The sequence below is a fragment of the Paenibacillus sp. LPE1-1-1.1 genome (assembly GCF_040676435.1).
In the GTDB taxonomy this organism is placed as follows: Bacteria; Bacillota; Bacilli; order Paenibacillales; family Paenibacillaceae; genus Pristimantibacillus.
The window spans coordinates 134,172-156,980 of sequence record NZ_JBEGHY010000045.1 but is presented as its reverse complement, the minus strand read 5'-3'; the positions used below and the strand labels follow the sequence as shown (position 1 = coordinate 156,980).

Sequence of the window (22,809 nt, the reverse complement as noted above, 5' to 3'; positions counted from 1 at the left end):
TCAAATTATAACAACTTCATGATTCCCATCATGATTAATAATATGCCTGGCAGTAAAGATAATGTCTGCATTCCCCTCCAGGCAGAGAAGCGAAAACCGAAACGGATGCCGCCGACTAAGAAAATCGCACTCGCAGCCGCTATCGTTAATGCCGTCAGCAGCGCTGGCAAACCGATCAACGCAGCGCCAAGTCCCGCTCCGAAAGCATCGAGTGATAGAGCTACGCCGAGCATGACCGCTTCCGAAGCTGAGATGGTGCCCGATTTGTCGACATCCGCTGCTTGCGGCGTTCGCAAAATTTGAATGACCAGCCCAAGACGCTTCAGCTCCACCATAACGACAAGCGCCGCGCTTGCGATCTCTCCGGCATGCGATCTCGCAGTGTTTTCAGCAGCACCTGCGCTCTCTCCGGCAGACGCGTCAGCCGTACCGTTTGTTTCATCGTTACGCTTTCCTCGCCTAAGCTGCAGCAGCGCCCAGCCTCCGATTAATATCAGCACGCATGCGCCAATGAGTCGCGCTACGAATTCGGATAGAAAACCGGTCAGCCAGCCTCCTACCTGCATGGATAAATAAATAATCAGACCGGAGCAGCAAGCAATGATAATAACCGACAGCAACGGGATGCGGATTCTCCGCAAGCCATAGGTAACACCAACACCAAATCCGTCTAAACTAACCGCAAAAGCAAGAACTAACAGCGAAGCAACATGCGCGAACAATCGTAAAGTCCCTCCCCGCACGGCGGTTATCCGGCTCACGTTAACGCTGTGAGTAGTCATCCGCCTATTGTTCGTAACACACCTATCATATGCGGGGAGTATTTGTCTGTGCATGTCGATAAAGAAATGCTATTGCGCCGCGCCTTTCCCTGATGCGGATAATGGCTGGCATTTACTGCAAATATGCGTGCCCCTGCCCCCTACGACAAATTTATGAATCGGTTTGGCGCAGGTCGGGCAAGGCTCGTCCTTCTTGCCGTATACGAGCAGCTGATGCTGGAACATTCCCATCTCGCCTTGCCCGTTTACATAGGATTTAATCGATGAGCCGCCCGCCTCGACGGCATGCGCAAGCGTCGAACGAATGGCTTCGTACAGCCGCTTCCACTCCGCCGGCTTGAGCGTATTCGGCGTGCGTTCGGGATGAATGCGGGCTTGAAACAAGGCTTCATCCACATAAATATTGCCCAAACCGACAATATGCTCCTGATTGAGCAGCAGCGGCTTTATTTTTGTCGTACGCTTCTCCAGCTTGCCGCGCAGCGCTTCCAGCGTAAAGGACGGCTCAAGCGGCTCTATGCCCAGCTTGTTAAGCGGGGGAAGCTCCATCTCCTGTCCGGCTTGGAACAAATGCATCGTGCCGAATTGGCGCACATCCTTATAGCGAAGATCCGTTCCATCCTCGAAATGGAAAATCACATGCGTATGCAGCTCGATCGGTTCATCTGACGCAAACACGCCGTAACGGCCTTCCATGCGCAAATGGGATACAAGGACCAGTCCGTCCAATAGGATTCTCAAAAATTTGCCGCGCCGCTCTACGGTTTGAATCGTATGTCCAACTAAGGCGTCGGCAAATTGCTCCGGCTCTGCGGGACGCTGTATAATACGCGGGAGTCTGACGGATACGGATTGAATCCTTTTTCCCGCTACAAGTTCAATTAATGTTCGTCTTACGGTTTCTACCTCTGGCAATTCAGGCATTTCTCCTCACCTCAACAACCATTATACCCGAAACTGCGCGCCAATGGGCTACTTTGCTTCATACCAATTGTCACCGTAGCTCATATCTGCTTTAAGCGGAACATCGAGCTGGAGCGCTCCTGCCATAACCTCCGGCACAAGCGTCTTCATCAGCTCAAGTTCATCTTCAGGCACCTCGAATACGAGCTCATCGTGTACCTGAAGGAGCATGCGGCTCTTCAGCTTGCGCTCGCGCAGCGTAGCATCCATGTGCACCATCGCCAATTTAATAATGTCGGCAGCCGTGCCCTGGATCGGCGTATTCATTGCTGTCCTCTCCGCGAAGGAACGCAGATTGAAGTTCGAAGCGTTGATGTCATTCAAATAGCGTCTCCGCTCCAGGAGCGTCGCCACATAGCCGTCACGCTTGGCTTGCAGGACGATGTCGCTCATATATTGACGGACGCCTTTGAATACTTCTTTATAATCCTCGATGAATTTCCCAGCCTCTTTACGTGTAATGCCCAGATTCTGTGAAAGTCCGAAATCGCTGATTCCATATACGATCCCGAAGTTGACCGCCTTAGCCGAGCGGCGCATATTGGAATCGACTTGATCAGCCGGTACCCCGAATACGTCCATCGCGGTTTTTGTATGAATGTCCATGTCCTTGATAAAAGCTTCCTTCATATTCGTATCGTCGGCGATATGCGCAAGCACCCGAAGCTCTATCTGCGAATAGTCGGCTGCGACAATAGACCAGCCGGGCTCAGACGGAACGAATGCCTTGCGGATTTGGCGGCCTTCTTCCAAGCGGATCGGAATATTCTGCAGGTTCGGGAACTGACTGCTTAGACGACCCGTAGCTGCAATCGTCTGGCGGTAATAGGTATGGATTTTGCCCGTTTCCTTGCGTACCTCCTTCAGCAGCCCTTCCACATAAGTGGACTGCAGCTTGGAGAGCTGGCGGTAATGCAGGATTAGCGGGATAATGTCATGATAAGGAGCGAGCTCCTCGAGCACCTCTGCATCCGTTGAATAGCCTGTTTTCGTCTTTTTCTTGGCGGGCAATCCAAGCTTCTCGAACAAAACCTCGCCAAGCTGCTTTGGAGAACCAATATTGAATTCCATGCCGGCGAGCTTGTACACATTGCTAATAATGGTCGTAAGCTGTCCCTCCAGATTGCGCCCAAGCGCCTCCAGCTCCTCGGATTTCACCTTAATGCCCTGAAACTCCATACCGGCGAGGATACGTGACAATGGGTGCTCCATGTCAAAATAAAGCTTGCTCATCCCCGTATTGCTTAGCTCTTCGGTTAACAGCGGCACCAGCTTCCGAACCGCTTCTGCCTTCAATGACAAATGCCGGTACAACGTATCCGAATCTGGCACTTTGAACTTCGCGCCCTTCCCGTATACAGCTTCATCCGGCGGCAGCATAGACAGCCCTTGCTTCTCGTTGATGCCGCTCAGCGTTTGGCTCGCTTCAGTTGGATCAAGCAAGTAGGCAGCGAGCTGAACGTCGAATGCCGAACCCTCGAAGTTAATTCCGCTCCACTTAAGCGCAAGCTCAACCTTATGCAGGTCAAAGCCGTATTTCGGCTTATCCGCTTGCTCCAGCCAATCCCGGAGCTTCGCAGCGAAAGGCTGCTTAAGCACCTGGAACGGAAGGGCAAACACCGCTTCCTCCGTGGCAACAGCGAGGCCAATCAGTACCGCGTGATGCGGATTCTCGCCTATGGCTTCGATATATAGGCCGTTTTTGTCCGATTTCCCAAGCAGCTCGACCAGCTTAGCCAGTTTCTCCGCGTCATGATCAGACTCGATAACTTGGATATTCAAATCAGCTGCCGCCGCCTGCGCTTCCTCTTCCATATCCCCGGCTTCCGCGCCGAGCTGAAGCCGTTCGATCAATGATTTGAATTCAAGCTTGCGGAACGCTTCGGCAAGCTTCGAACCGTCATAGCCCGCATAGCGAATCTCGTCCATGCTCTTCTCAATGGGAACCTCACGGAAAATAGTCGCCAGCTTCTTGCTCATGGCGGCGTCTTCCTTGTGATTCTCGATATTTTCCTTGAGCTTGCCTTTGAGCTTGTCCAAATTGTCCAGCACGCTTTCAACCGATCCATGCTCGTGCAGCAGCTTAAGCGCCGTCTTCTCGCCGACGCCGGGCACGCCTGGGATATTGTCGGACACATCGCCCATTAGACCCTTTAGATCGATAATTTGCATCGGAACAAGGCCGTATTTCTCTTGAATCGCTTCAGGCGTGTACAGATCCACCTCGCTGACGCCTTTGCGCGTAACCGCTATGGTTACCTTATCGGATGCCAGCTGCAGCATATCTTTGTCTCCGGTAACGACAAACGTCTCGACGCCCTGTTCGTCAGCCGCTTTCGTAAGCGTTCCGATAATATCATCCGCTTCATAGCCTGACAGCTCGAATTGGGAAATATTGAAGGCGTTCAGCAGCTCCTTAAGCACCGGAAATTGCTCGGACAGCTCAGGCGGCGTCTTTTGCCTTCCGCCTTTGTAATCCGCATAACCTTCATGCCGGAACGTAATTTTGCCGGCATCAAAAGCAACCAGCACATGTGTCGGCTTTTCTTGCTCAAGCAGCTTAAGAAGCATCGTCGTAAAACCAAATACCGCGTTCGTATGGCTGCCGGACGAATTCGTCAGCGGCGGAATCGCGAAGAACGCGCGGTAAATTATACTATTTCCATCAATGAGCATCCATTTTTCCATATGGAATCAACACCTTCTTTATGTAGCATTCATACCTCCCAGTATACCACAAAATGGGCTTGTCCCAAGCATCGCTGCGTTAGGAAAGCCCATTACGGTCATTTATTGCCTTTGCGAATCAAAAGCTTTAGGTCTGCCCAGCAAATACCCTTGCGCATACGCTACGCCCATTTCCCGCACCTTCGCGAGTTCCTCTTCGAGTTCAATGCCTTCGGCGATAATCGAAATATCCATTTTGGCCGCAAGCTGGATCAATGTATACAAAATATGTTCCTTCATCTCATCGAGATGAATGTTCTGAATGATGGAACGGTCCACCTTCAAATAGTCGGGACGCAGCTCCACGACGGACTGCAGGGAGGAGTAACCTGCCCCAACGTCATCGATTGCGATCTGGTAGCCTTGGCTGCGATAATGCTCAAGCGCTTTTTTTACCGTGCCGAAATCCGCAATGGCGCTCCGTTCCGTAATCTCGAAGACGACATGATGCGGTGACAAGTGATGCTGCTCCAGCAGGGTCAGCGTTTGTCCCGGCGAGAAGCTTGGGTCTTCCATAATTTGCGCCATTACGTTTATGAACAGCTTCTGGTTTGGCTTGAGCGGGATGCAGCCGTCGATTGCCTTCTCCCGAGCCAAGCGGTCCAGCGAGTAGGTCAATCCTTGCTGTTCGGCAAAAAGAAACAGCTCCAGCGGGCCCCCGAACCAAGTCATATCCTCCGTTCGTGTCAGCGCCTCGTAGCCAAATACCTCCCCCTCGCGCTGCAGCGAGACGATAGGCTGGTATACGGGCTTGATCAGCCGCTCGCCAATCACGCGGTCGATTTCCCGCCGCTTCAAGCTGCGCTCCATGGCCCCTGCCGATTGACCGTGCAAAATCGCCGTTTTCATCACCTCATACCAAACCAAACCGTCTGCAGCATGCGAATCATTCGAAGAAACGGCTACCCCCGCATGCAGCTTTCTCTCTAAGTAAAGCTGCTCCTCGCTGCTTAGTCCTTCAACAAAACGCCGCTCCCACTCCGTGGTATGCTTATGGGCAAGCTCAAGCAGCCAGCCCTCAAGCAGCCGCTGGCTTCCTGCCGGCATTCGCAAATGAATGAATAAATCCTCCTTCATCCATTGCAACCCCTCATAAAGCAAGGAACTGCCGAATGCTGCTTCTATCTCGCGCTCCGCAAAATAGCGCCATTGCTCCTGCAAGGAGGAATCACGGCTTCTCTGACTGCCAGTCGGAAGCTGCCAGGACAAATATATAATACCAAGATGGTCTGCGCTTGCGTTTTTTCCGCTTTTTAGCCGCCATATCTCCCTAAGATGTCTCAATTACTTTCGTTCCTCTCCATGGTGCATTCCTGATATTTGATCGATGACACAAACGCTGCCTTTCAGGGCCTTCGCCTGCTTTTTCAGCTTAGCGGCCAATCTAGGGATCTCCTCTGTCGTTAGCGGCACTTCCCCATCCCACAGCATCAGCGATAAGGAGAGCGTTACGCCCTCGTGTTCAATAAGGTTGCCGTGTCGATCCTCGACCGTACTGATCTCGGCACCGCCGTAAAACGCTTTAATGCCGTGATCGAAATGCGCGATCAATGCTTTGCATAAGCTCTCCGCAATGGACGCCTTCGTCACCGCGATAAAATCATCCCCGCCGATATGCCCGATAAAATCAGCGCTGCCGCCAAGTTGATCAAGCTCTCCGCGCAGCAATTCGCCCAGGTAGCGAATCAGATTATCACCCATGCCGAAGCCAAAACAATCGTTATACCATTTAAAATAATCGAGATCCGCATAGATGACCGCAAACGGTTCCGCTTGAGCGATTCGACGCCGCAGCTCAAGCTGGATTTCCTCGTTCCCCGGCAGCCCCGTAAGCGGATTAGCCGTGCGCGCTGCCTCTGTCCGGAGCATCGTCATGCATTCCAGTATGGATCTAATCGAAGCCGCTCCCGCCATCTGCCCATCCTTCGTAATGAGAACCACATCGTAAAGCTGCGAAAAATCCCGCGCCATTGCCAGCTGCGATACATGCTCGACAGTCAGCTGTTCATCCACGATGAGCGGCTGATCGTTCATGATTCGCACGACCGGCTTATTCCAATAAAGCGGCTGCCCGAATTGCCCGGCAAGCATCTGATGCAGCTTCTCCTTCATTAGAATTCCGATCGGTCTTCCTTGGTCGACAATCACAACACCCTGCGCCTTTGCATTCGTATCAAATAAGTAAGCGACCTCCGATACTTTCGCCCGGGCAGGAAATATCGGAAACGGAACAGCGAGCGTACCAATTCTAACGGATCTGCCGTGAAGCCCTGCTATATCATGAAGGTGCGAAGTCTGGCTTGCTGCCGCAAGCTGACCGAAGCCCGCCTTATCCAATCGGCTATTCGCGCCGGATTCCTTATGCTCCCTGTCAAGCGGATGATGATAGGCGCTCAGCTCCATCGCATCCAGCATCATCCGGTATACGACCGATTCCGAGGAACGTCCGGTCGCGGGCGGATATGCAGTAGATATCCCCATGCTGACTTCCATCTCGCATTCTTCTGCGTTCTCCTTCCCTCCAGCTGCCCAGCTTTTCCGTAAACTGACGTACAACCGCTCCAAGGCTTTTTCAATGACCTTGTCGATCGGCTCATCCTTGTGCTGCCGGTCAAACAAAAAAAAGTAGTCCCATTCTAGCCGCTGACGCCAAAAGAGTCTTTGCTCTCTGCTCTCCCAAAGCTGCAATGCAGCTTCTGACAAGGCATTTCCCAGCCGGAAACGGACATATATCACACCGATGCCGCCCTCATGCCAGCGCTCTTTGATGCTGCGGAGCATATCTCGATTGAAAAAACCAACCCCGACTCCATTCATGACTTTCCCCTCGATCGATTTGCTTCTATTTCTGTTCCTTTTTTCTAACTTTAGCAGTCAATTGTGAATGGAGATGCATCAAATGATTAAATTTCGGTAAAATTCGACATTTTTTAGTTCTTTTGTCCTTTGTACAAAAAAAACCGCCCAAGCGCTTTGGCTTCGACGGTTTAGCGTATCTTTTACGTCATATTATACGTTCAAATCCGGTCTGCTGCCGGTAACGAGATAAACGACGCTTTCGCCAATGTTTGTTGCATGGTCGCCGAACCGCTCCAAATAACGTCCGACAAAGCTTAGCAATGACGATTGCGTGATGTTGCGGGGATTTTCCATCATAAGCGAATAGAGCTCGCGTGTAATTTGTCCGTAAAGGGCGTCGACTTGATCGTCGTCCTTCGCCATTTTGTACGCCAAATCCACGTTTTCTTGAATAAAGGATTGAATGGATTCATATGTCATCAATTGAACGATTTCTGCCATGCGCGGCAGATCGATCAACGGTTTAATGAGCGTCTGTCCTTCTAGGCGAAGTACAACTTTAGCGATGTCTACAGCAAGATCGCCCATCCGCTCCAAATCGCTGGCGATCTTGAATGCGGACAATATCCGGCGCAAATCCTTGGCTACCGGCTGCTGCGTGGCAATAAGCTTCGAGCCGATTTCCGTGATTTTCTCTTCCATTTGATTTAACTTAGGATCCTTCTCGATGACCGTTTTGGCACGGGCTACATCAATGGTCTTTAATGCCTCCATCGATTCTACCAGCGCCTGTTCCACAAATGTACCCATTTCGATCAACAGGTTATGAAGATGCTCAAGTCCCAAATCAAATTCTTTACGCGTGGCCATCACAACGGCATTCCTCCTACTATTATGTTATTTCTATGGCTGACCCCGGCTTAGCCGAAGCGACCGCTAATGTAATCTTCCGTGCGTTGATCCGTTGGATTCGAGAACAGCTTCTCTGTTTCCGAGTATTCAACGACTTCCCCGTTTAAGAAAAACACGGTTTGGTTCGATACGCGGGCAGCCTGATGCATGTTGTGAGTAACCATCACGATCGTATATTTATCCTTCAGCTCTTGGGCAAGTTCTTCAATTTTGAGCGTGGAAATCGGATCAAGGGCAGAGGTCGCTTCATCCATGAGCAAAATATTCGGATTCACGGCAAGCGCGCGGGCAATGCACAAACGCTGCTGCTGTCCGCCGGATAGACCGAAGGCCGAACGTTTCAAATGATCCTTTACTTCATCCCAGAGCACAGCGGATTTCAAGCTCGTTTCTACGATCTCGTCAAGCTCCCGTTTGCTTGTAATCCCATGCAAGCGGGGACCGTATGCGACATTATCATAAATCGATTTCGGGAACGGGTTTGGCTGCTGGAACACCATGCCTACCTTTTTGCGAAGGGTCTCTACGTCCACTTCATTGGAATAAATCTCGGTTCCGCCGATGGCGATGCCGCCCTCGATGCGAGTGCCCGGAATCATGTCATTCATGCGGTTCAACGTACGAAGCAGCGTTGATTTGCCGCAGCCGGAAGGCCCGATGAAAGCCGTGATCGCTTTCTCCGGAATCGTCAGCGTTACGTCCTTCAAAGCGTGGAAAGCGCCGTAAAACAAATTCAGCTTGTTAATATTAATAAGTGCTTCCATATCGTTTTCCTCCTAAAATGGTATGCTTATGCCAGCAACATATTAAACGTTCTTCTGATATTTGTTGCGAAGCAAGATGGCTGAGAAATTCATCAGCAGCAGCAGCGCTAGCAAAACGATAATACCGCTGGCCGCAAGCTCCTTAAACTCAAGCTGGGGCTTAGACAACCAGTTGTACACTTGAATCGGAATAACCGTAAACGAATCCTTGATTCCATTCGGCAAAAATGCGACATACGTCAATGCCCCGATCATGACAAGCGGAGCCGTCTCGCCAATTGCCCGCGACATGGCAAGAATAACGCCAGTCAGAACGCCCGGCAGTGCGGAAGGCATGACCGAACGGGAAACGGTTTGCCATTTCGTCGCGCCAAGCGCAAACGAAGCATCGCGGCGTGATTTCGGAACGGCGCGAATCGCTTCCTGCGCCGAAACGATAATAATAGGAAGCACGAGCAGCGTCATCGTGAGCGCGCCGGCAATGAGACTGCGGTCAAGCGCAAGCAAACGGACAAACAAGGTCAAACCCAAAATGCCGTACACGATGGACGGAACCCCAGCAAGCGTACTGATATTAAGCTGAATCATCCGGGTGAGCCGGCCCTTCTTCGCATATTCTTCGAGATAAATGGCCGCTCCGACACCGAAAATAAATGAGATTGGCGCCATAATTAGCAGCATATAGATCGTGCCGACAAGCGCGGACTTCATGCCAGAGCCATCGGCTTTGCGTGATGGAAAGTTCGTGAATAAATCAGGCTGAAGCCGCGAAATGCCGTCGATTAAAATGTCTATGATTAGCGCGCATAACGCGAGCACGCCGATGGAGGTGGCTACGACGAACAGCAAATGGAGCAACCAGTCCGTTTTCCGCCGACCCGCGATTTGCTTGCGGTTCGCATCTTGGAATATGTTCATCTTAGTACTCCTCTCTGAATTTTCTTGCGATATATTGGGCAAGAATATTGAGCAGGAACGTAATGACGAACAGCGTCATGCCGACCGCAAAGATCGATCCGTACTCAACCGTTCCGTGCGGCGTATCCCCAAGGCTGACCTGAACGATATAAGCGGTCATGGTCTGGATACTATCGAGCGGATTAGCAGTCATATTAGGCGTGGAACCCGCTGCTACCGTAACGATCATCGTCTCGCCGATCGCACGCGAGAAAGCGAGAACCGCTGAAGCCACGATACCTGAAAAAGCGGCAGGCACGACGATTTTCAAGGCAACTTCGAACCTTGTAGCTCCCAGGGCATATGCACCGTCACGCAGGCTGCGCGGAACCGCTGACATCGCATCCTCGCTTAACGAGCTCACCATCGGAATGATCATAATACCGACTACGATACCTGCGCTTAGCGCGTTAAAAATACCGGCGCTGTTGAATATGCTTTGGATAAGAGGCGTTACTAAGCTTAGCGCGAAATAGCCGTATACGATTGTCGGCACACCTGCAAGCACCTCTAGAATAGGCTTTACGATTTTGCGAACCCGTTTCGGCGCGTATTCCGACAAATAAATGGCACTCGCAAGTCCAAGCGGAATAGCAACTAAACAGGCGATAAACGTAATCATAAGCGTGCCGGACAAGAGCGGAAGAACGCCGAAGCTTTTTGGCGCGATTAACGGTGACCACTTGGTCCCAAACAAGAAATCAAAAATAGGTACTTTCTGAAAAAACTGATAGGTTTCTGAGATGAGTGTGACGACGATTCCTATCGTTGTAAGTACGGAAACGGATGCGCACAGAAACAATAGGATCGGCATCACTGTATTCATGATGCTTACGCGTTTATTTTTGAAATCATAGATTTCTTTGCTTAATGTTTGAGCCTTATCGACCGTTTGCAGCCCTTGCTTTGACATTGCAGCGTCCTCCTTCTTGCCTTTACAATTCGTTTACATATGTGCCGAGAAAAATGTGATGTCCCTCGAGACACCACATTTTTTTCACTCAGCCTATTTACTGATTATTGGACTTTTGCTGCTTCAGTAGCGTACTGCTCATCTGGAAGGGCAACATAACCAACTTCGCCAGCAAATGTTCCAATGTTGTTGATGTAGTATTTCACAAATTCTTTTACTTCTGGACGCTCTAGCTCTTTATTGTTTGCATAGATGTAAAGCGGACGGGACAATGGAGCGTAGCTTCCGTCTTTGATCGTGTCATAAGACGGTGTGATTGCACCGCTGCCGCCGTCAATCGGAACAACTTTCAATTTGTCTTGGTTTTCTTCATAGTAAGCAAAGCCGAAGTAGCCGATACCGTATTTGCTGCCGGATACGCCTTGAACGAGAGCATTGTCATCTTCGGAGAAGCTGATTGCTTTATCATTGCGAATGCCTGCTTTATCTAGAATAGCTTCATTGAAATAGTCATAAGTGCCGGAATCAGCGCCTGGCGAGAACATTACGATTGGTTCAGCAGGGAAAGTATCGCGAACATCTTTCCAAGTTGCAACCGTGCTGCCTGTTAGGAAAATTTTGTTCAACTCTTCAACCGTCAAGTGGTCGATGAAATCATTGTCTTTGCTAACAACAACCGACAAACCGTCAAAGGCTACCGAAAGCTCAGTGTACTCGATGCCTGCATCCTTACAAGCCGTTGCTTCTTCTTCTTTGATTGGACGGGAAGCATCTGCGATTGCGATCTCGCCTGCGCAAAATTGCTTGAAGCCGCCGCCTGTGCCGGATACGCCGACTGGAACGCGTACATCCGGATGCTCTTTGTTGAATTCTTCAGCCGCAGCTTCCGTTAATGGGAAAACCGTGCTTGAACCGTCGATTTTAATTTCGCCTGACAATTTAACCGCTTCTTCTGTTGGAGCGTTTGTTGCGTTGTTCGAAGTGCCTGTATTTTCTGAACCTGTATTTCCGCCGTTTGTATTATTACCGCATGCAGCCGCAAATGCGAGCAGCACCACCATCGACAACATCAAGATCCCCTTAAAGCCCTTTTTCTTCAACAACACTACCACTCCTCTTATTTTTCTCTTAGGGTCAGCCCCTGTGCCTCTTATACTACTAGCCGTTTGTAAACCTCGTATTCTGTTTTTGTAAACTCCATGTTAAAAATACGATTGCTGCAATTTTTCCATTTCGCCGGCTACATGTACGGATTGCTGATGCGCTTGCTCCGTCAAAGAGCCGATCAGCTGGGCGCTGTTTCGATTATCCGCAGCTGCCCGGAACAAACGGTTAAATGCTTCTACTGCCTCATTGACATGGGCCTCGCTCGCAACCGTCTCCGTACGGCCGGTTTGCGCCAAGGTCGCCGTATGCGAAATAGCTTCTACGATGGTTCTTGTTAAAGTTGTGATTTCATTGGCGAATTTTTTCGTTTGGCCAGCGAGCTTCATCACTTCGCCGGCTACCACCGCAAAGCCGAGCCCATGCTCCCCTGCGCGCGCTGCTTCTATAGAAGCATTAAGCGCAAGCAAATTGCTTTGCTCCGCAAGCTCTTTGATTAACAAGGACACTTTGCTGATGGAGCCCGCTTCCGTCTGCAGCTCGTTCATGCGTTTTTCTTGCAGCTGCGAATTTACCGCAATCGCCTCAAATGCTTTCGTGACCTTATCCAGCTCGTTTTTGCCCGTAAGCGTTAAATCAACCATCTCCACCGACAAGGACTCGCCCTGCTCCGTAGACACGCGAACGCTGCTGACAGCTTGTTCAATTTCCTTCACGCGGATCTCTGCCGAGAGGATGGTGTTCATTTGGGCAGCTACTGCTTCCTGCCGCAGCTTGCTGGACAGCTTAAGCATATCGGACACGGTCAAAACGCCTGCTAACCGGTTGTTCTCCGTGACGATGACGCAGTCGTAAAGGACGCTGTCATGACGGCTTAAGGCGCTGTCGATCAACTGCTGGGGCTCATCCTCATGATCCACCAGCAATGGTTCTGCATCCATCAGCTTGGCAATCGGCTTATCATCGTACAAATCGGCGCTAAAACGATGTCCTAGCTTCAAGAAGAAACGATTTCGCATCATTAATCCGATAGGAGCCCCATGCTCGTCAGTCACAATGATACATTCGCTATCCGGGTGCTTTTTGAATACCGCTATCGTCTCCCGGCATGTCCGATCTGCCCCGATTGTCGGCGCTTGACGTAAATAATGCCTCAAGGCTGCAGACTCGGATACGGCTGGCTTAGATTCCTTCAAAGACTTTTCTTCGGGCCGCCGAGCCTTGTGGGCACTGGCTTGTCCCGCAGACGGCTTTTCTTCTCTAACCTGCCGTTGATCGTTTCCGTTAAGTGGTGCTTTCGGATTAATACTCTCATTTTTTTCGTTCACCGATGGTTTTAGTTGATCTAGTACAGTCGCTGTCACTCCTCATCACCCTTCCTTCTATTTCCTTATTCACCCACTATAGGTCGGAAGCATCAACAGGAATAAGCAGAAATGTTTTCGGAATGTTAAATTCGACAATTTTTTTTTGATATGTTGTAAAATGGATTTTCTGAACATGCTGAAGACATGTCTTTATGACTACAAATCAATATCAGCGCTTCGGAGCGAGTGTGAAAACTTATTCAGACGTATAGACGCAAAAAAAAGCTGTGCGCAGCGTACGGGAACTTGTACGTTACACACAGCTTTTTAATTATCGTTACGCTTATTCCGAAGCCCTTTTCAAAATCCGGCAGCTGTAAGCGCCCAAAGCAACGCTCTCGCCCGCCGCGGCCCCCGTTAACAAATCGGTATAGGTCCGTCCGTCCAGCGCAACGGCAGCTTCATTCGCGCTAAAATTAGACACGAATACATAATCGTTTTCACCATCCGTACGAAGCTGCGCGGTTACGCCTTGCGGAAGCTCCGTATCCAGCACGCGCTTGATGCCCTCTTGCTCGACAATACGCGCCAGCAGATCATTTGTAAATGCTGCCTCGTTGCGGGAAGCGATATAGTAAGCCTTGCCTGCTCCCAGACGGTTAACCGTCAACGCCGGACGTCCGGCGTAGAAGTCTTCGCCGTATACGGCAAGCGCCTCTGCACCCTCCAGATGGATCAGATCGCATAATTCACGCGCCGTGTACTCGCCGCTTAGGCCAAGCGCATTGCCGTCCTTCAGGACGACGCGGTTGGAATCATGATCATGAAGCGAGTCGATTTCCTCGGACCAAATGCCCAGTGTCTTCCGCAGCGGTCCCGGGAAACCCGTCAGGAAGCATAGATCATTCTCGTCGACGATACCTGTCCAGTAAGTGGCAACGAAGGTCCCGCCATTTTCAACAAAGCGCTCGATGCGCTCGCCAACGCCGGGACGAACCATATAAAGCATTGGCGCAACCAGCACTTTATAGGATTCGAACGAGCATTCGGAATCGATAATGTCCACGGGTACGCCTAGATCCCAGAAAGGACGGTAATGGCGCTTCGCCGTTTCCTCATAATGCAGGCCGCCGTTGCGAGGACCTTGCGAATCCTTCACCGCCCAGCGGTTCTCCCAATCGTAAATGAGCGCAACCTCCGGCTTCACCGTCGTGCCGACAACTTCAGTCAGCTTCTCAAGCGTCTCGCCCAGCTCGGCAACATCACGGAATACACGGGTATTCTCATGACCAACATGATCGACTACCGCGCCGTGAAGCTTCTCGCTTGAGCCTCTGCTCTTGCGCCACTGGAAATATTGAACGGTGTCCGAACCATGCGCGACGGCTTGAAGCGAGGACAGCATATGCATGCCTGGTCGCTTCACTTTGCTGATCGGCTGCCAGTTCGTCATGCTCGGCGTGCTCTCCATCAGCATAAACGGCTTACCGCCGCCCAAGGAACGGAATACATCATGGTTAAAGCCGATCCAAGCCGCCTGCTCGCTGTCGTCTCCGCCGTTGTCATGCCATGTCGGGTAAGCATCCCATGAAATCATGTCGAGAAGATCCGTGAACTTCCAATAGTTAAGCGGCTCAAAATCAAGCATGAAATTTGTCGTAATCGGCAGCTCGCTGTTTGCAGCGCGCAGCGGTTCGATCTCGTTACGGCAGAAATCAACCGTCTGATCCGTGACGAATCTTCTCCAGTCCACATTTTGACCATGAACGGCTTTCTCGCCGCGCTCCGTCGGAGACTCAACTTGGCTCCAATCCGTATACGTATGGCTCCAGAATGTCGTCCACCAAGCATCGTTAAGCGCTTCGAGGGAACCGTATTTATTTTGCAGCCAGCCGCGGAAAGCTTCCTCGCAATACGAGCAGTGGCATTCGCCGCCGTATTCATTCGAAATATGCCAGCCAATGACGGCAGGATGATCGGAATAACGCTCAGCCAGCTTCGTGTTCATAATGGTTACTTTCTCGCGGTAAACAGGCGAGCTGAAGCAGTGGTTATGGCGTGCGCCATGCAAATTGCGGATGCCGTTCGGCGCTACGCGAAGCACCTCAGGATATTTTTGAGACATCCATACCGGACGCGCCCCGCTTGGGGTTGCTAGCAGCGCATAGATGCCGTTTGCTGCAAACTTATCAAGCAGCGTATCCAGCCAATCAAACGTAAATACGCCTTCCTCCGGCTCTATGGCCATCCAGGCAAAAATACCTACCGACATCACGTTGCAGTGCGCAAGCTTCATGAGCCGGATGTCTTCCTCCAGCACCTCGGGGTATTTCTGCCATTGATCGGGATTATAATCTGCACCATGCAGCATTTGCGGGATTTTCGAACTAATCGGCGGAAATTTCAAACTCATCTCAGCGACCTCCAGTTTTATCTTGATTGCAGCCATTATTGGATATACTATAATGATATTCATATTATAACTCGTTAAAATGAGTAACAAAATAATAGTATTTTCGCATTACTTTAAAAATATGAAACTGGAGGCTGCGATTATCGATACGATGGTTTTTCCGATTTTGACCGAAACGGACACGACGCTGCCCGTCTATCTTACAAGCATCGGGCATTGGAGCAATCAGGAGCCGATCGACCGTCCGAACGGGTATCCTCATTTTCAATGGCTGCAGGTCATTGACGGCTCCGGCGAGCTGCATGTCGGCGATCAAAAAATAACGGTGCGCGCAGGTCAAGGGTTCTGCTTATTCCCAAACGAGCAGCATCAATATTTTTCGATCCAAGAGCCGTGGGATGTGATTTGGATGAGCTTTCGCGGAGATTTATCCGACAAGCTGTTCAAGCAGGCTGGAATAACGCAATCCGGTGTCTATTCGACTGCCGATCATGATATGATTGTTACCCATATGAAAAACATTTACGCAATGACGCAATCCGGCCGTGCTTTTCTCGGGCTCGAATGCTCGAAGCTGGTTTACATGTTTTTGCTCGATTTGATGAAGGTTATTCTTGTGAGCTCGCATTCCGTGGAGCAGAACTACTTAAAGCTGCAGCCAGTCCTACAATATATTGAAGCGCATTACAGCGAGCTCATTACGATAAAGGATATGGCAGGCTGTATTGATGTAACGCCGCAGTATTTATGCCTGCTGTTTAAGAAGGCTTTGAAGTTGCGGCCGATGGAATACGTCAACCGGGAGCGCGTCAATCGCAGCAAGGAGCTTATGTTCCGCGAGGGTGAAATAAAGATGCATGAAATCGCCCGCCGCGTCGGCTTCGACTCCCCAAGCTACTTCAGCTCCGTTTTCAGGCGGCTTGAAGGGCTCAGCCCCGAGCAATTCAAGAAAATACATGGCATGCGTTAGCGAATCGCCTTACAGCTTACGATTTCGCATGTACACACGGCCAAGCTGCTCTGTAAGAACACATACGTTCTTACATGCGCTCAAACTAGTTACTCTTGCTGCTGTAAGCACACCTGTGCACTTACAGCCTACGATTTCGCGTGTACACACGGCCAAGCAGCACTGTAAGAACGCATACGTTCTTACAGGTGCTCAAACTAGTTACTCTTGCTGCTATAAGCACACCTGTGCGCTTACAGCCTACGATTTCGCGTGTACACACGGCCAAACTGCTCTGTAAGAACACATACGTTCTTACAGGTGCTCAAACTAGTTACTCTTGCTTCTGTAAGCGCACCTGTGTTCTTACAGCCTACGATTTCACGTGTGCACACTGCTGAAAAACCATATACGAACGCATACGTTCTTACATACGTTCAACCAGTTACTTTTGCTTCTGTAAGCACACCTGTGCGCTTACAGCCTACGATTTCGCGTGTACACACGGCCAAACTGCTCTGTAAGAACACATACGTTCTTACATGCGCTCAAACTAGTTACTCTTGCTGCTGTAAGCGCACCTGTGTTCTTACAGCCCACGATTTCGCGTGTACACACGGCCAAGCTACTCTGTAAGAACACACACGTTCTTACACGCGCTCAAACTAGTTACTCTTGCTGCTATAAGCACACCTGTGCGCTTACAGCCTACAAATTCCCGTATGCACCCGACCAAGTTGCTCTATAAGAACGCATACGTTCTTACAAGCGCTCTAATCATATTACCTTTAGAACATACCAGTGCTCTTCATACATATACATGCTTCGAGAATCTTTAGGAGGTTTAATAACATATGACCGATAAAAAGCTTATTTTCACAGAGATTGATCAATACGCCGACTTATTCCGCGACATCTCGCGGTCCGTTGGCAGTCGGCCGGAGCTTGGCCTCGAAGAGTTTTTCGCATCCGGCCTGTTATGTGCCGAGCTCTCCAAATACGGCTTCGAGGTGGAACGGGGCATCCTTGATATCGAAACGTCTTTTATCGCTTCGTTCGATACGGCTAAACCCGGACCAACAGTTGGCTTCCTTTGCGAATACGACGCGCTGCCGGAAATTGGGCATGCCTGCGGGCATCATCTCATTTGCTCCATGAGCGTCGCAGCGGCCGTCGGACTCAAAGCGGCGCTGCTGGCGAGCGGACTTGGCGGTAAAATCCGCATCTACGGCACGCCTGCCGAAGAAACCCGCGGCGCGAAAGTACCGATGGCAGCAGCCGGCTTATTCGATGACTGCGACTTTGCGCTTATGGCGCATCCTTACCATACCTTCGAGAAATCTGGCGAATCGCTGGCGATGGATGCTATCCAATTTGAATACAGCGGCGTGGCCGCACATGCAGCGGCAAGTCCCTATGAAGGCATAAACGCGCTCGACGCGGTGCTCCAGCTGTTTAACAGCATCAATGCGCTTCGTCAGCAGACACGCAGCGATGCGCGTATTCACGGTATTATCGACAACGGCGGCAAAGCGCCAAATATCATTCCCGACTACGCTTCAGCCAAATTTTATATCCGCTCGGCCTCCCGCACTTATACGGACGAGCTAACCGCCAAGGTGCTGCGCTGTGCGGAAGGGGCCGCGCTGCAAACCGGCTGCACGCTGGCGACTAACCGGTTTGAGTTCTCCTATGACGAGCTGGTCACCAACGAAGCGCTGTCCGAACAATTTAACGCGAATCTCATAGAAGCCGGCATTCGCCCCGAACAAATCGAGATCGGCAAAGATCACGGCTCCCTGGATCTTGGCAACGTTTCGGTTCGCTGCCCGGCAATCCATCCCTTCGTCAAGGTCGTTCAAGATCGCCTGCTGCTTCACACCGAAGCCTTCCGCGATGCCGCCATGACCGATTATGCGCTCGACGGGATGTTATTCGGCGCTAAAATGCTGGCTGCCACCGCATACGACGTTTTTGCAGATCCCGCCTTACAATCGCGAATTCGAGCAGAATTCGCGCAGCAAACGAAAATCGGCAATTAACGATACTTCGCTCGGACAAGGAGGCTCGCCAAATTGAATAGAAGTATAATTAACAGCCATGAAATCACGCAAATTTGCTTATTGGCCGGCAAAATCATTTTGCAAAACGGCGGCGAAACCTACCGGGTCGAAGATACGATGGTCCGTATTGCCGCGGCTTACGGCATTGAAAACTCGCATAGCTTCGTGACGCCGACGGGAATTATTTTTGCTATCGACGGTTCCTCTCAGATGACAAGGCTCATTCGGATATCCGAGCGGTCAACGAATTTGCTTAAAGTATCCCTTGTAAACGATATCTCCCGAAAAATAAGCACGGGCAAGCTTGCCGCAGGCGACGCGCATCGTTTGCTTCAAGAAATTGATACAAATGCTTTCGAATATCCTTCCTGGCTGAAAATCGTTGCAGCGGCAATCGCCAGCGGATGCTTCCTCATCATGTTTCAAGGAAGCTGGAACGACTTCCTCCCGGTCATGCTGATCGGCGGCATCGGCTTCGGATTTCTGCTTCAGCTGCACCGGATCGTGCCGATTAAGTTTTTCGCCGAGTTCATCACCGCCCTGCTGATCGGTACCTTGTCCGTGCTTTTTGTACATCAAGGCTTTGGTTTTGATTTAGATAAAATCATTATCGGGTCGGTCATGCCCTTGGTTCCCGGCCTTCACATTACCGCGGCTGTCCGCGACTTAATGGCCGGCCATCTCGTATCGGGTCTGTCAAAAGGGGCAGAGGCCTTTCTCACCGCATTCGCTATCGGAGCCGGCATAGCCGCCGTGCTGTCCTTTTATTAAAATCGCTGCCTGGAGGTGTATCATCTTGATGATGCTTGAACAGCTATTAACAAGCTTCATAGCGACAGCTGCCTTCGGGCTCATCTTCAACGTGCCGAAGCGTACGCTGCTGCACTGCGGTGCTGTCGGCATGATTGGCTGGATGATCTATGTGGTTTGCACGCAGCTTGATATGGATACGATACCGGCTACCTTGATTGCTGCTTTTATCGTCACGGTTATAAGCCAGCTGTTCTCCAAGCTGTACAAAACCCCTATTATCGTATTTAGCGTATCGGGAATCATCCCGTTAGTTCCGGGAGGTCTTGCCTACGATGCGATGAGGAATGTCGTTGAGGATAATTATGATATTGCGGTACAGCTCGCCGTGAAGGCATTCATGATCTCGGGAGCGATCGCCATTGGACTTGTATTCTCGGAGGTCATCAATCAGATCATTCGCAAAACCGAACGTTAGAAGAACGCGGTTAGATTAGCTGGGAGAGGAGAATTCATCATGCATTCCATCATAAAGCCTGACGGCCGGATCAATGACGGGAAGATATGGCGGAGAGAGCTGCTGTATCAGGGGATGAACGGAAACTGCGTCGAACGGGTTTACGTGACGGCTTCCGAATCGCTCGTTTTTAAACCGCTGACAAACAACGAGCAGCTGGGCAAGGAAATCTGGGTTAATGAGCATATCCTAACTGCTTTCCCCCCTATTTATCCGCGAATCATTGCTCATTCCGTAAGTACAAATCCCAGCTTGAATTGGATTTTGTATGAGGATTTAGGCGAATTGACTCATGTTTTTGAGGAAAAGACTGCAATCGGGCTTATATCCTATATGGCGAAATGGCATGCCCTGCCGAGCAGCCATTTGCAGCATGCTCCGCTTAGAGGACCGAAGCCTACCGTTGAAGCCATCCGTGCAGAGCTGCTCCAGCTCTGGCAATCCGAGGAGCCCGAACAGCTATGGCCGGGGATCCCCTCTTCGTTGTGCAGGCATCTGCTTGCCACGCTCCAGAAGGAAAGCTTTGCAGCGGACGAGCTCGTGATCTCGCATGGCGATCTGCATCTTGGCAATTACGCCCGCGTAAACGGTCAGATCAAGGTGCTCGATTGGGAGCACGCCCACCTTAATCTTAGGTATTGGGATCTGTATCATGTTATCGATCTTTCACATCCGTTATTCCCTAAGGACATGACAACTGCCATCCGCGAGCGCCTGCTGGATCATTACATCGAATTATCGGCGCAATACGGTAAGCGGATTGAGCCGCTCTCGTTCAAGCACGGCTATTATTTGTTTGCTTCCCTATACTCGCTATGGATGCTGAGGCTGATCGCTAGCGATATCCGCGCCAACAAAGGGATATGGCCTCTTAACCAATTAGAGCAGCAGTATATCGAAACAAGATCAAACCTCCGACAAATCGCGGAATTTCTATAAGACTTGCAGCTTATTCCGTTTGGATAGCATACCTGGCTCGCATGACCTCTGCCATAGCCTCTATTTGCTCGCGGGAAGGCATCTCGAACTTTGCCTTTGCGTCTCTCATGCCCGCTTCCGTTTGCTGCGACCCGATAATCCGTTTCACGGCTTCGACGAAACGTTTCCCCGCATCCTGGCCGAGTCCTGTCAGCTGCTCCAAGCTGGCAGTGCTGTCTGCATGGACCAAAGGATATTCCTTCGTATCCGCTCCGCCTGCAGCTTGGTCATAAAATTCACGGACAAAGCGGGCCCGCTCCTGTCCGGATCCCTCTGCAACAATGAATGCTTGCACAATGTAGGCATGCGTCTGCCTGCGCTGCGCTATGCCGCAAAATTTATATCCGTTAATGCTTAAATCAAAATCACCGGGACAGTACGCCCCCTTTATTTCTCCTTTGTCGACCTGGCAGCCCGTTTCCTGCAAGGCATAGCGGATCAGTCCGTACATCCGTTCAAAATCATCATGGAAATGGAAAGACTCTACACTTGGCTTAGGCATAATCAATGAAAGATTGATCACCCCTGTATCAAGCGGAACCGCCGCGCCGCCCGAATTGCGGACGGCAGTCGCCCAGCCATCTGATTGAAGCGCTTGTTCCGCGTCAGCGGCCCTAGGCAAACGACTATCCCGCAAGCCCATTACAAAGCCCTTCGGATGACGCCAAATATGACAAATGGACGGTCCGCCCTGCCCTGTTTTCCGGCATAGCAGCTCGTCCAGCGCAAAAGAATAAAGCACATCTGCCTGGGACAGATCATCCCGACGGTCCAATATCCATACATTTTCAAGTCCTAAATCCTTAAGCTCATCCCATCCCATTTGTCGTCGTCCAGCCCTCTCCTGCTTTTCGTTCCGCTTATTTGCTTTATAATCTATTTTAACGGTAATTGCGCATTCATGCATCTTCTCTTCCGTTAATAGATAAAATACATTTTAATATCTATCCTCCTTATTGCTAATGACCAACGCTTTCAATACAATAAAGATATTGTCATGCAGCGCCAAGGGGGAAGCAATACATTGGAAGTCATAAACGAGAAAGTCGCATACGAAAACCCATTGCTGTCGCTGCGGATTTTTCAGACGATACGCGATCTTGATGGATTTACAAACTGGCATTATCATAAACAGCTTGAGCTGCTGCTCATTCTTGAAGGCAATCTGGACGTTTATATCGATGAGGAAAGCTTTCATCTGACGACGGGAGATGTCATGCTCATCGGAGCCTCCGAGCTGCACCGCGACCGCAGCCATAGCCTGCTCGATTACATCGTGCTCCAATTTGATTTGGAACCGTTTTTTGACCAGAGCACGATTCCTTATATGCGTTATTTCTCGGAAACCCAAATGCCGCTAAGCAAAGCGAATTACATTTTCCAAGAAAACAGTAACGTCAAGCAGCAAACCGCTTCCTGCATCCAGCAAATGTTAAATGAAGCTACCCGTAAGGAAACCGGCTACGAGCTGGCGGTCAGCGTGCTCATTAAGCAAATATTGCTGCTGCTGCTTCGCCATGACAGCCGGAAGGTGCTTATTGAGCAGGACAATTTCGACCGCATCCGCCTGAAGCCGGTGCTCGATTATATCGAGAATCATCTGACGGACCGCATCCAGGTCGAAGAGGTTTGCAAAATCGCCAATATGAGCTACTACTACTTCGTCAAATATTTCAAAAAGACGATTGGACTATCTTTTACGGAATATGTGAATTATCGCAAGGTGAAATGGGCGGAGCGGATATTGCTGACGAAGGATTTGAGCATTTCCGAGGTAGGCGAACGGATTGGCATGCCGAATATGGCTCATTTTTACAAGATGTTCAAAAAATACAATGACTGCTCGCCCAAGCAATACCAGCGTAAAATGCTCGTATGGAACCGGCAGTAGCCCTGGAATCAAAAAAGCTC

The 22,809-nt window shown here is 50.5% G+C and carries 19 protein-coding genes; 6 read left to right on the top strand and 13 right to left on the bottom strand.

The window, feature by feature from the left end:
• Positions 1 to 5: 5 nt before the first annotated feature.
• The 12 genes from MRBLPE1_RS29640 to MRBLPE1_RS29585 all read right to left on the bottom strand — a co-directional run bounded on the left by MRBLPE1_RS29640 (position 6) and on the right by MRBLPE1_RS29585 (position 15,641).
• Positions 6 to 722, bottom strand: a complete 717-nt coding sequence (locus tag MRBLPE1_RS29640) for an MntP/YtaF family protein (protein ID WP_364153072.1) — start codon at positions 720 to 722, stop codon at positions 6 to 8.
• A gap of 129 nt (positions 723 to 851) precedes the next feature.
• The gene (gene mutM, locus MRBLPE1_RS29635) at positions 852 to 1,706 is read right to left on the bottom strand and encodes a DNA-formamidopyrimidine glycosylase (RefSeq protein WP_364153070.1); all 855 of its coding nucleotides are present in this window, start codon (positions 1,704 to 1,706) and stop codon (positions 852 to 854) included.
• Positions 1,707 to 1,754: 48 nt separating this feature from the next.
• On the bottom strand, positions 1,755 to 4,433 hold the full coding sequence (gene polA / locus MRBLPE1_RS29630) for a DNA polymerase I (RefSeq protein ID WP_364153067.1): 2,679 nt from the start codon (positions 4,431 to 4,433) through the stop codon (positions 1,755 to 1,757).
• Between the two features lie 102 nt (positions 4,434 to 4,535).
• Positions 4,536 to 5,756 carry an EAL domain-containing protein gene (locus MRBLPE1_RS29625; RefSeq protein ID WP_364153064.1) on the bottom strand — a complete coding sequence of 407 codons (1,221 nt, stop codon included), beginning with the start codon at positions 5,754 to 5,756 and terminating at the stop codon, positions 4,536 to 4,538.
• Entirely contained in the window at positions 5,757 to 7,289 is a 1,533-nt protein-coding gene (locus MRBLPE1_RS29620; protein WP_364153061.1) for a GGDEF domain-containing protein, read from the bottom strand.
• Positions 7,290 to 7,481: 192 nt separating this feature from the next.
• Positions 7,482 to 8,141 (bottom strand): phosphate signaling complex protein PhoU, encoded by a 660-nt coding sequence (gene phoU / locus MRBLPE1_RS29615; protein ID WP_364153058.1) that lies wholly within the window; start codon positions 8,139 to 8,141, stop codon positions 7,482 to 7,484.
• Positions 8,142 to 8,191: 50 nt separating this feature from the next.
• The gene (gene pstB, locus MRBLPE1_RS29610; RefSeq protein WP_364153055.1) at positions 8,192 to 8,947 is read right to left on the bottom strand and encodes a phosphate ABC transporter ATP-binding protein PstB; all 756 of its coding nucleotides are present in this window, start codon (positions 8,945 to 8,947) and stop codon (positions 8,192 to 8,194) included.
• A 42-nt stretch (positions 8,948 to 8,989) separates the two neighbouring features.
• A complete protein-coding gene (pstA, locus tag MRBLPE1_RS29605) occupies positions 8,990 to 9,865 on the bottom strand; it encodes a phosphate ABC transporter permease PstA (protein ID WP_364153052.1) in 876 nt (291 codons plus the stop codon).
• Between the two features lies 1 nt (position 9,866).
• A complete protein-coding gene (pstC, locus tag MRBLPE1_RS29600; protein ID WP_364153623.1) occupies positions 9,867 to 10,730 on the bottom strand; it encodes a phosphate ABC transporter permease subunit PstC in 864 nt (287 codons plus the stop codon).
• A gap of 191 nt (positions 10,731 to 10,921) precedes the next feature.
• Positions 10,922 to 11,920 carry a PstS family phosphate ABC transporter substrate-binding protein gene (locus tag MRBLPE1_RS29595; protein ID WP_364153049.1) on the bottom strand — a complete coding sequence of 333 codons (999 nt, stop codon included), beginning with the start codon at positions 11,918 to 11,920 and terminating at the stop codon, positions 10,922 to 10,924.
• A 99-nt stretch (positions 11,921 to 12,019) separates the two neighbouring features.
• Entirely contained in the window at positions 12,020 to 13,285 is a 1,266-nt protein-coding gene (locus tag MRBLPE1_RS29590) for a methyl-accepting chemotaxis protein (RefSeq protein ID WP_364153046.1), read from the bottom strand.
• Positions 13,286 to 13,571: 286 nt separating this feature from the next.
• Entirely contained in the window at positions 13,572 to 15,641 is a 2,070-nt protein-coding gene (locus tag MRBLPE1_RS29585) for a beta-galactosidase (RefSeq protein WP_364153042.1), read from the bottom strand.
• 121 nt (positions 15,642 to 15,762) lie between these two features.
• Between MRBLPE1_RS29585 and MRBLPE1_RS29580 the strand changes: the two genes are divergently transcribed.
• The 5 genes from MRBLPE1_RS29580 (at position 15,763) to MRBLPE1_RS29560 (ending at position 20,859) form a co-directional block, all read left to right on the top strand.
• Complete coding sequence (locus MRBLPE1_RS29580; protein WP_364153039.1) at positions 15,763 to 16,611, top strand: AraC family transcriptional regulator; 849 nt, start codon at positions 15,763 to 15,765, stop codon at positions 16,609 to 16,611.
• Between the two features lie 833 nt (positions 16,612 to 17,444).
• A complete protein-coding gene (locus MRBLPE1_RS29575) occupies positions 17,445 to 18,632 on the top strand; it encodes a M20 family metallopeptidase (protein ID WP_364153037.1) in 1,188 nt (395 codons plus the stop codon).
• A gap of 33 nt (positions 18,633 to 18,665) precedes the next feature.
• The gene (locus MRBLPE1_RS29570) at positions 18,666 to 19,424 is read left to right on the top strand and encodes a threonine/serine exporter family protein (protein WP_364153035.1); all 759 of its coding nucleotides are present in this window, start codon (positions 18,666 to 18,668) and stop codon (positions 19,422 to 19,424) included.
• A gap of 28 nt (positions 19,425 to 19,452) precedes the next feature.
• Complete coding sequence (locus MRBLPE1_RS29565; protein WP_364153620.1) at positions 19,453 to 19,881, top strand: threonine/serine exporter family protein; 429 nt, start codon at positions 19,453 to 19,455, stop codon at positions 19,879 to 19,881.
• Between the two features lie 39 nt (positions 19,882 to 19,920).
• The gene (locus MRBLPE1_RS29560; protein ID WP_364153032.1) at positions 19,921 to 20,859 is read left to right on the top strand and encodes a phosphotransferase; all 939 of its coding nucleotides are present in this window, start codon (positions 19,921 to 19,923) and stop codon (positions 20,857 to 20,859) included.
• A 10-nt stretch (positions 20,860 to 20,869) separates the two neighbouring features.
• Here the strand turns inward: MRBLPE1_RS29560 and MRBLPE1_RS29555 are convergent, their stop codons facing one another.
• A complete protein-coding gene (locus MRBLPE1_RS29555; protein ID WP_364153030.1) occupies positions 20,870 to 21,721 on the bottom strand; it encodes a lipoate--protein ligase family protein in 852 nt (283 codons plus the stop codon).
• 201 nt (positions 21,722 to 21,922) lie between these two features.
• Between MRBLPE1_RS29555 and MRBLPE1_RS29550 the strand changes: the two genes are divergently transcribed.
• Positions 21,923 to 22,789, top strand: a complete 867-nt coding sequence (locus MRBLPE1_RS29550) for an AraC family transcriptional regulator (RefSeq protein WP_364153027.1) — start codon at positions 21,923 to 21,925, stop codon at positions 22,787 to 22,789.
• Positions 22,790 to 22,809 lie beyond the last annotated feature (20 nt).

Coding starts and splice junctions, on each gene's coding strand:
- mutM (WP_364153070.1), bottom strand. CDS start 1,706: ATGCCTGAATTGCCAGAGGTAGAAACCGTAAGACGAACATTAATTGAA.
- polA (WP_364153067.1), bottom strand. CDS start 4,433: ATGGAAAAATGGATGCTCATTGATGGAAATAGTATAATTTACCGCGCG.
- MRBLPE1_RS29620 (WP_364153061.1), bottom strand. CDS start 7,289: ATGAATGGAGTCGGGGTTGGTTTTTTCAATCGAGATATGCTCCGCAGC.
- phoU (WP_364153058.1), bottom strand. CDS start 8,141: ATGGCCACGCGTAAAGAATTTGATTTGGGACTTGAGCATCTTCATAAC.
- pstB (WP_364153055.1), bottom strand. CDS start 8,947: ATGGAAGCACTTATTAATATTAACAAGCTGAATTTGTTTTACGGCGCT.
- pstA (WP_364153052.1), bottom strand. CDS start 9,865: ATGAACATATTCCAAGATGCGAACCGCAAGCAAATCGCGGGTCGGCGG.
- pstC (WP_364153623.1), bottom strand. CDS start 10,730: ATGAATACAGTGATGCCGATCCTATTGTTTCTGTGCGCATCCGTTTCC.
- MRBLPE1_RS29585 (WP_364153042.1), bottom strand. CDS start 15,641: ATGAGTTTGAAATTTCCGCCGATTAGTTCGAAAATCCCGCAAATGCTG.
- MRBLPE1_RS29580 (WP_364153039.1), top strand. CDS start 15,763: ATGAAACTGGAGGCTGCGATTATCGATACGATGGTTTTTCCGATTTTG.
- MRBLPE1_RS29575 (WP_364153037.1), top strand. CDS start 17,445: ATGACCGATAAAAAGCTTATTTTCACAGAGATTGATCAATACGCCGAC.
- MRBLPE1_RS29565 (WP_364153620.1), top strand. CDS start 19,453: ATGATGCTTGAACAGCTATTAACAAGCTTCATAGCGACAGCTGCCTTC.
- MRBLPE1_RS29560 (WP_364153032.1), top strand. CDS start 19,921: ATGCATTCCATCATAAAGCCTGACGGCCGGATCAATGACGGGAAGATA.
- MRBLPE1_RS29555 (WP_364153030.1), bottom strand. CDS start 21,721: ATGGGATGGGATGAGCTTAAGGATTTAGGACTTGAAAATGTATGGATA.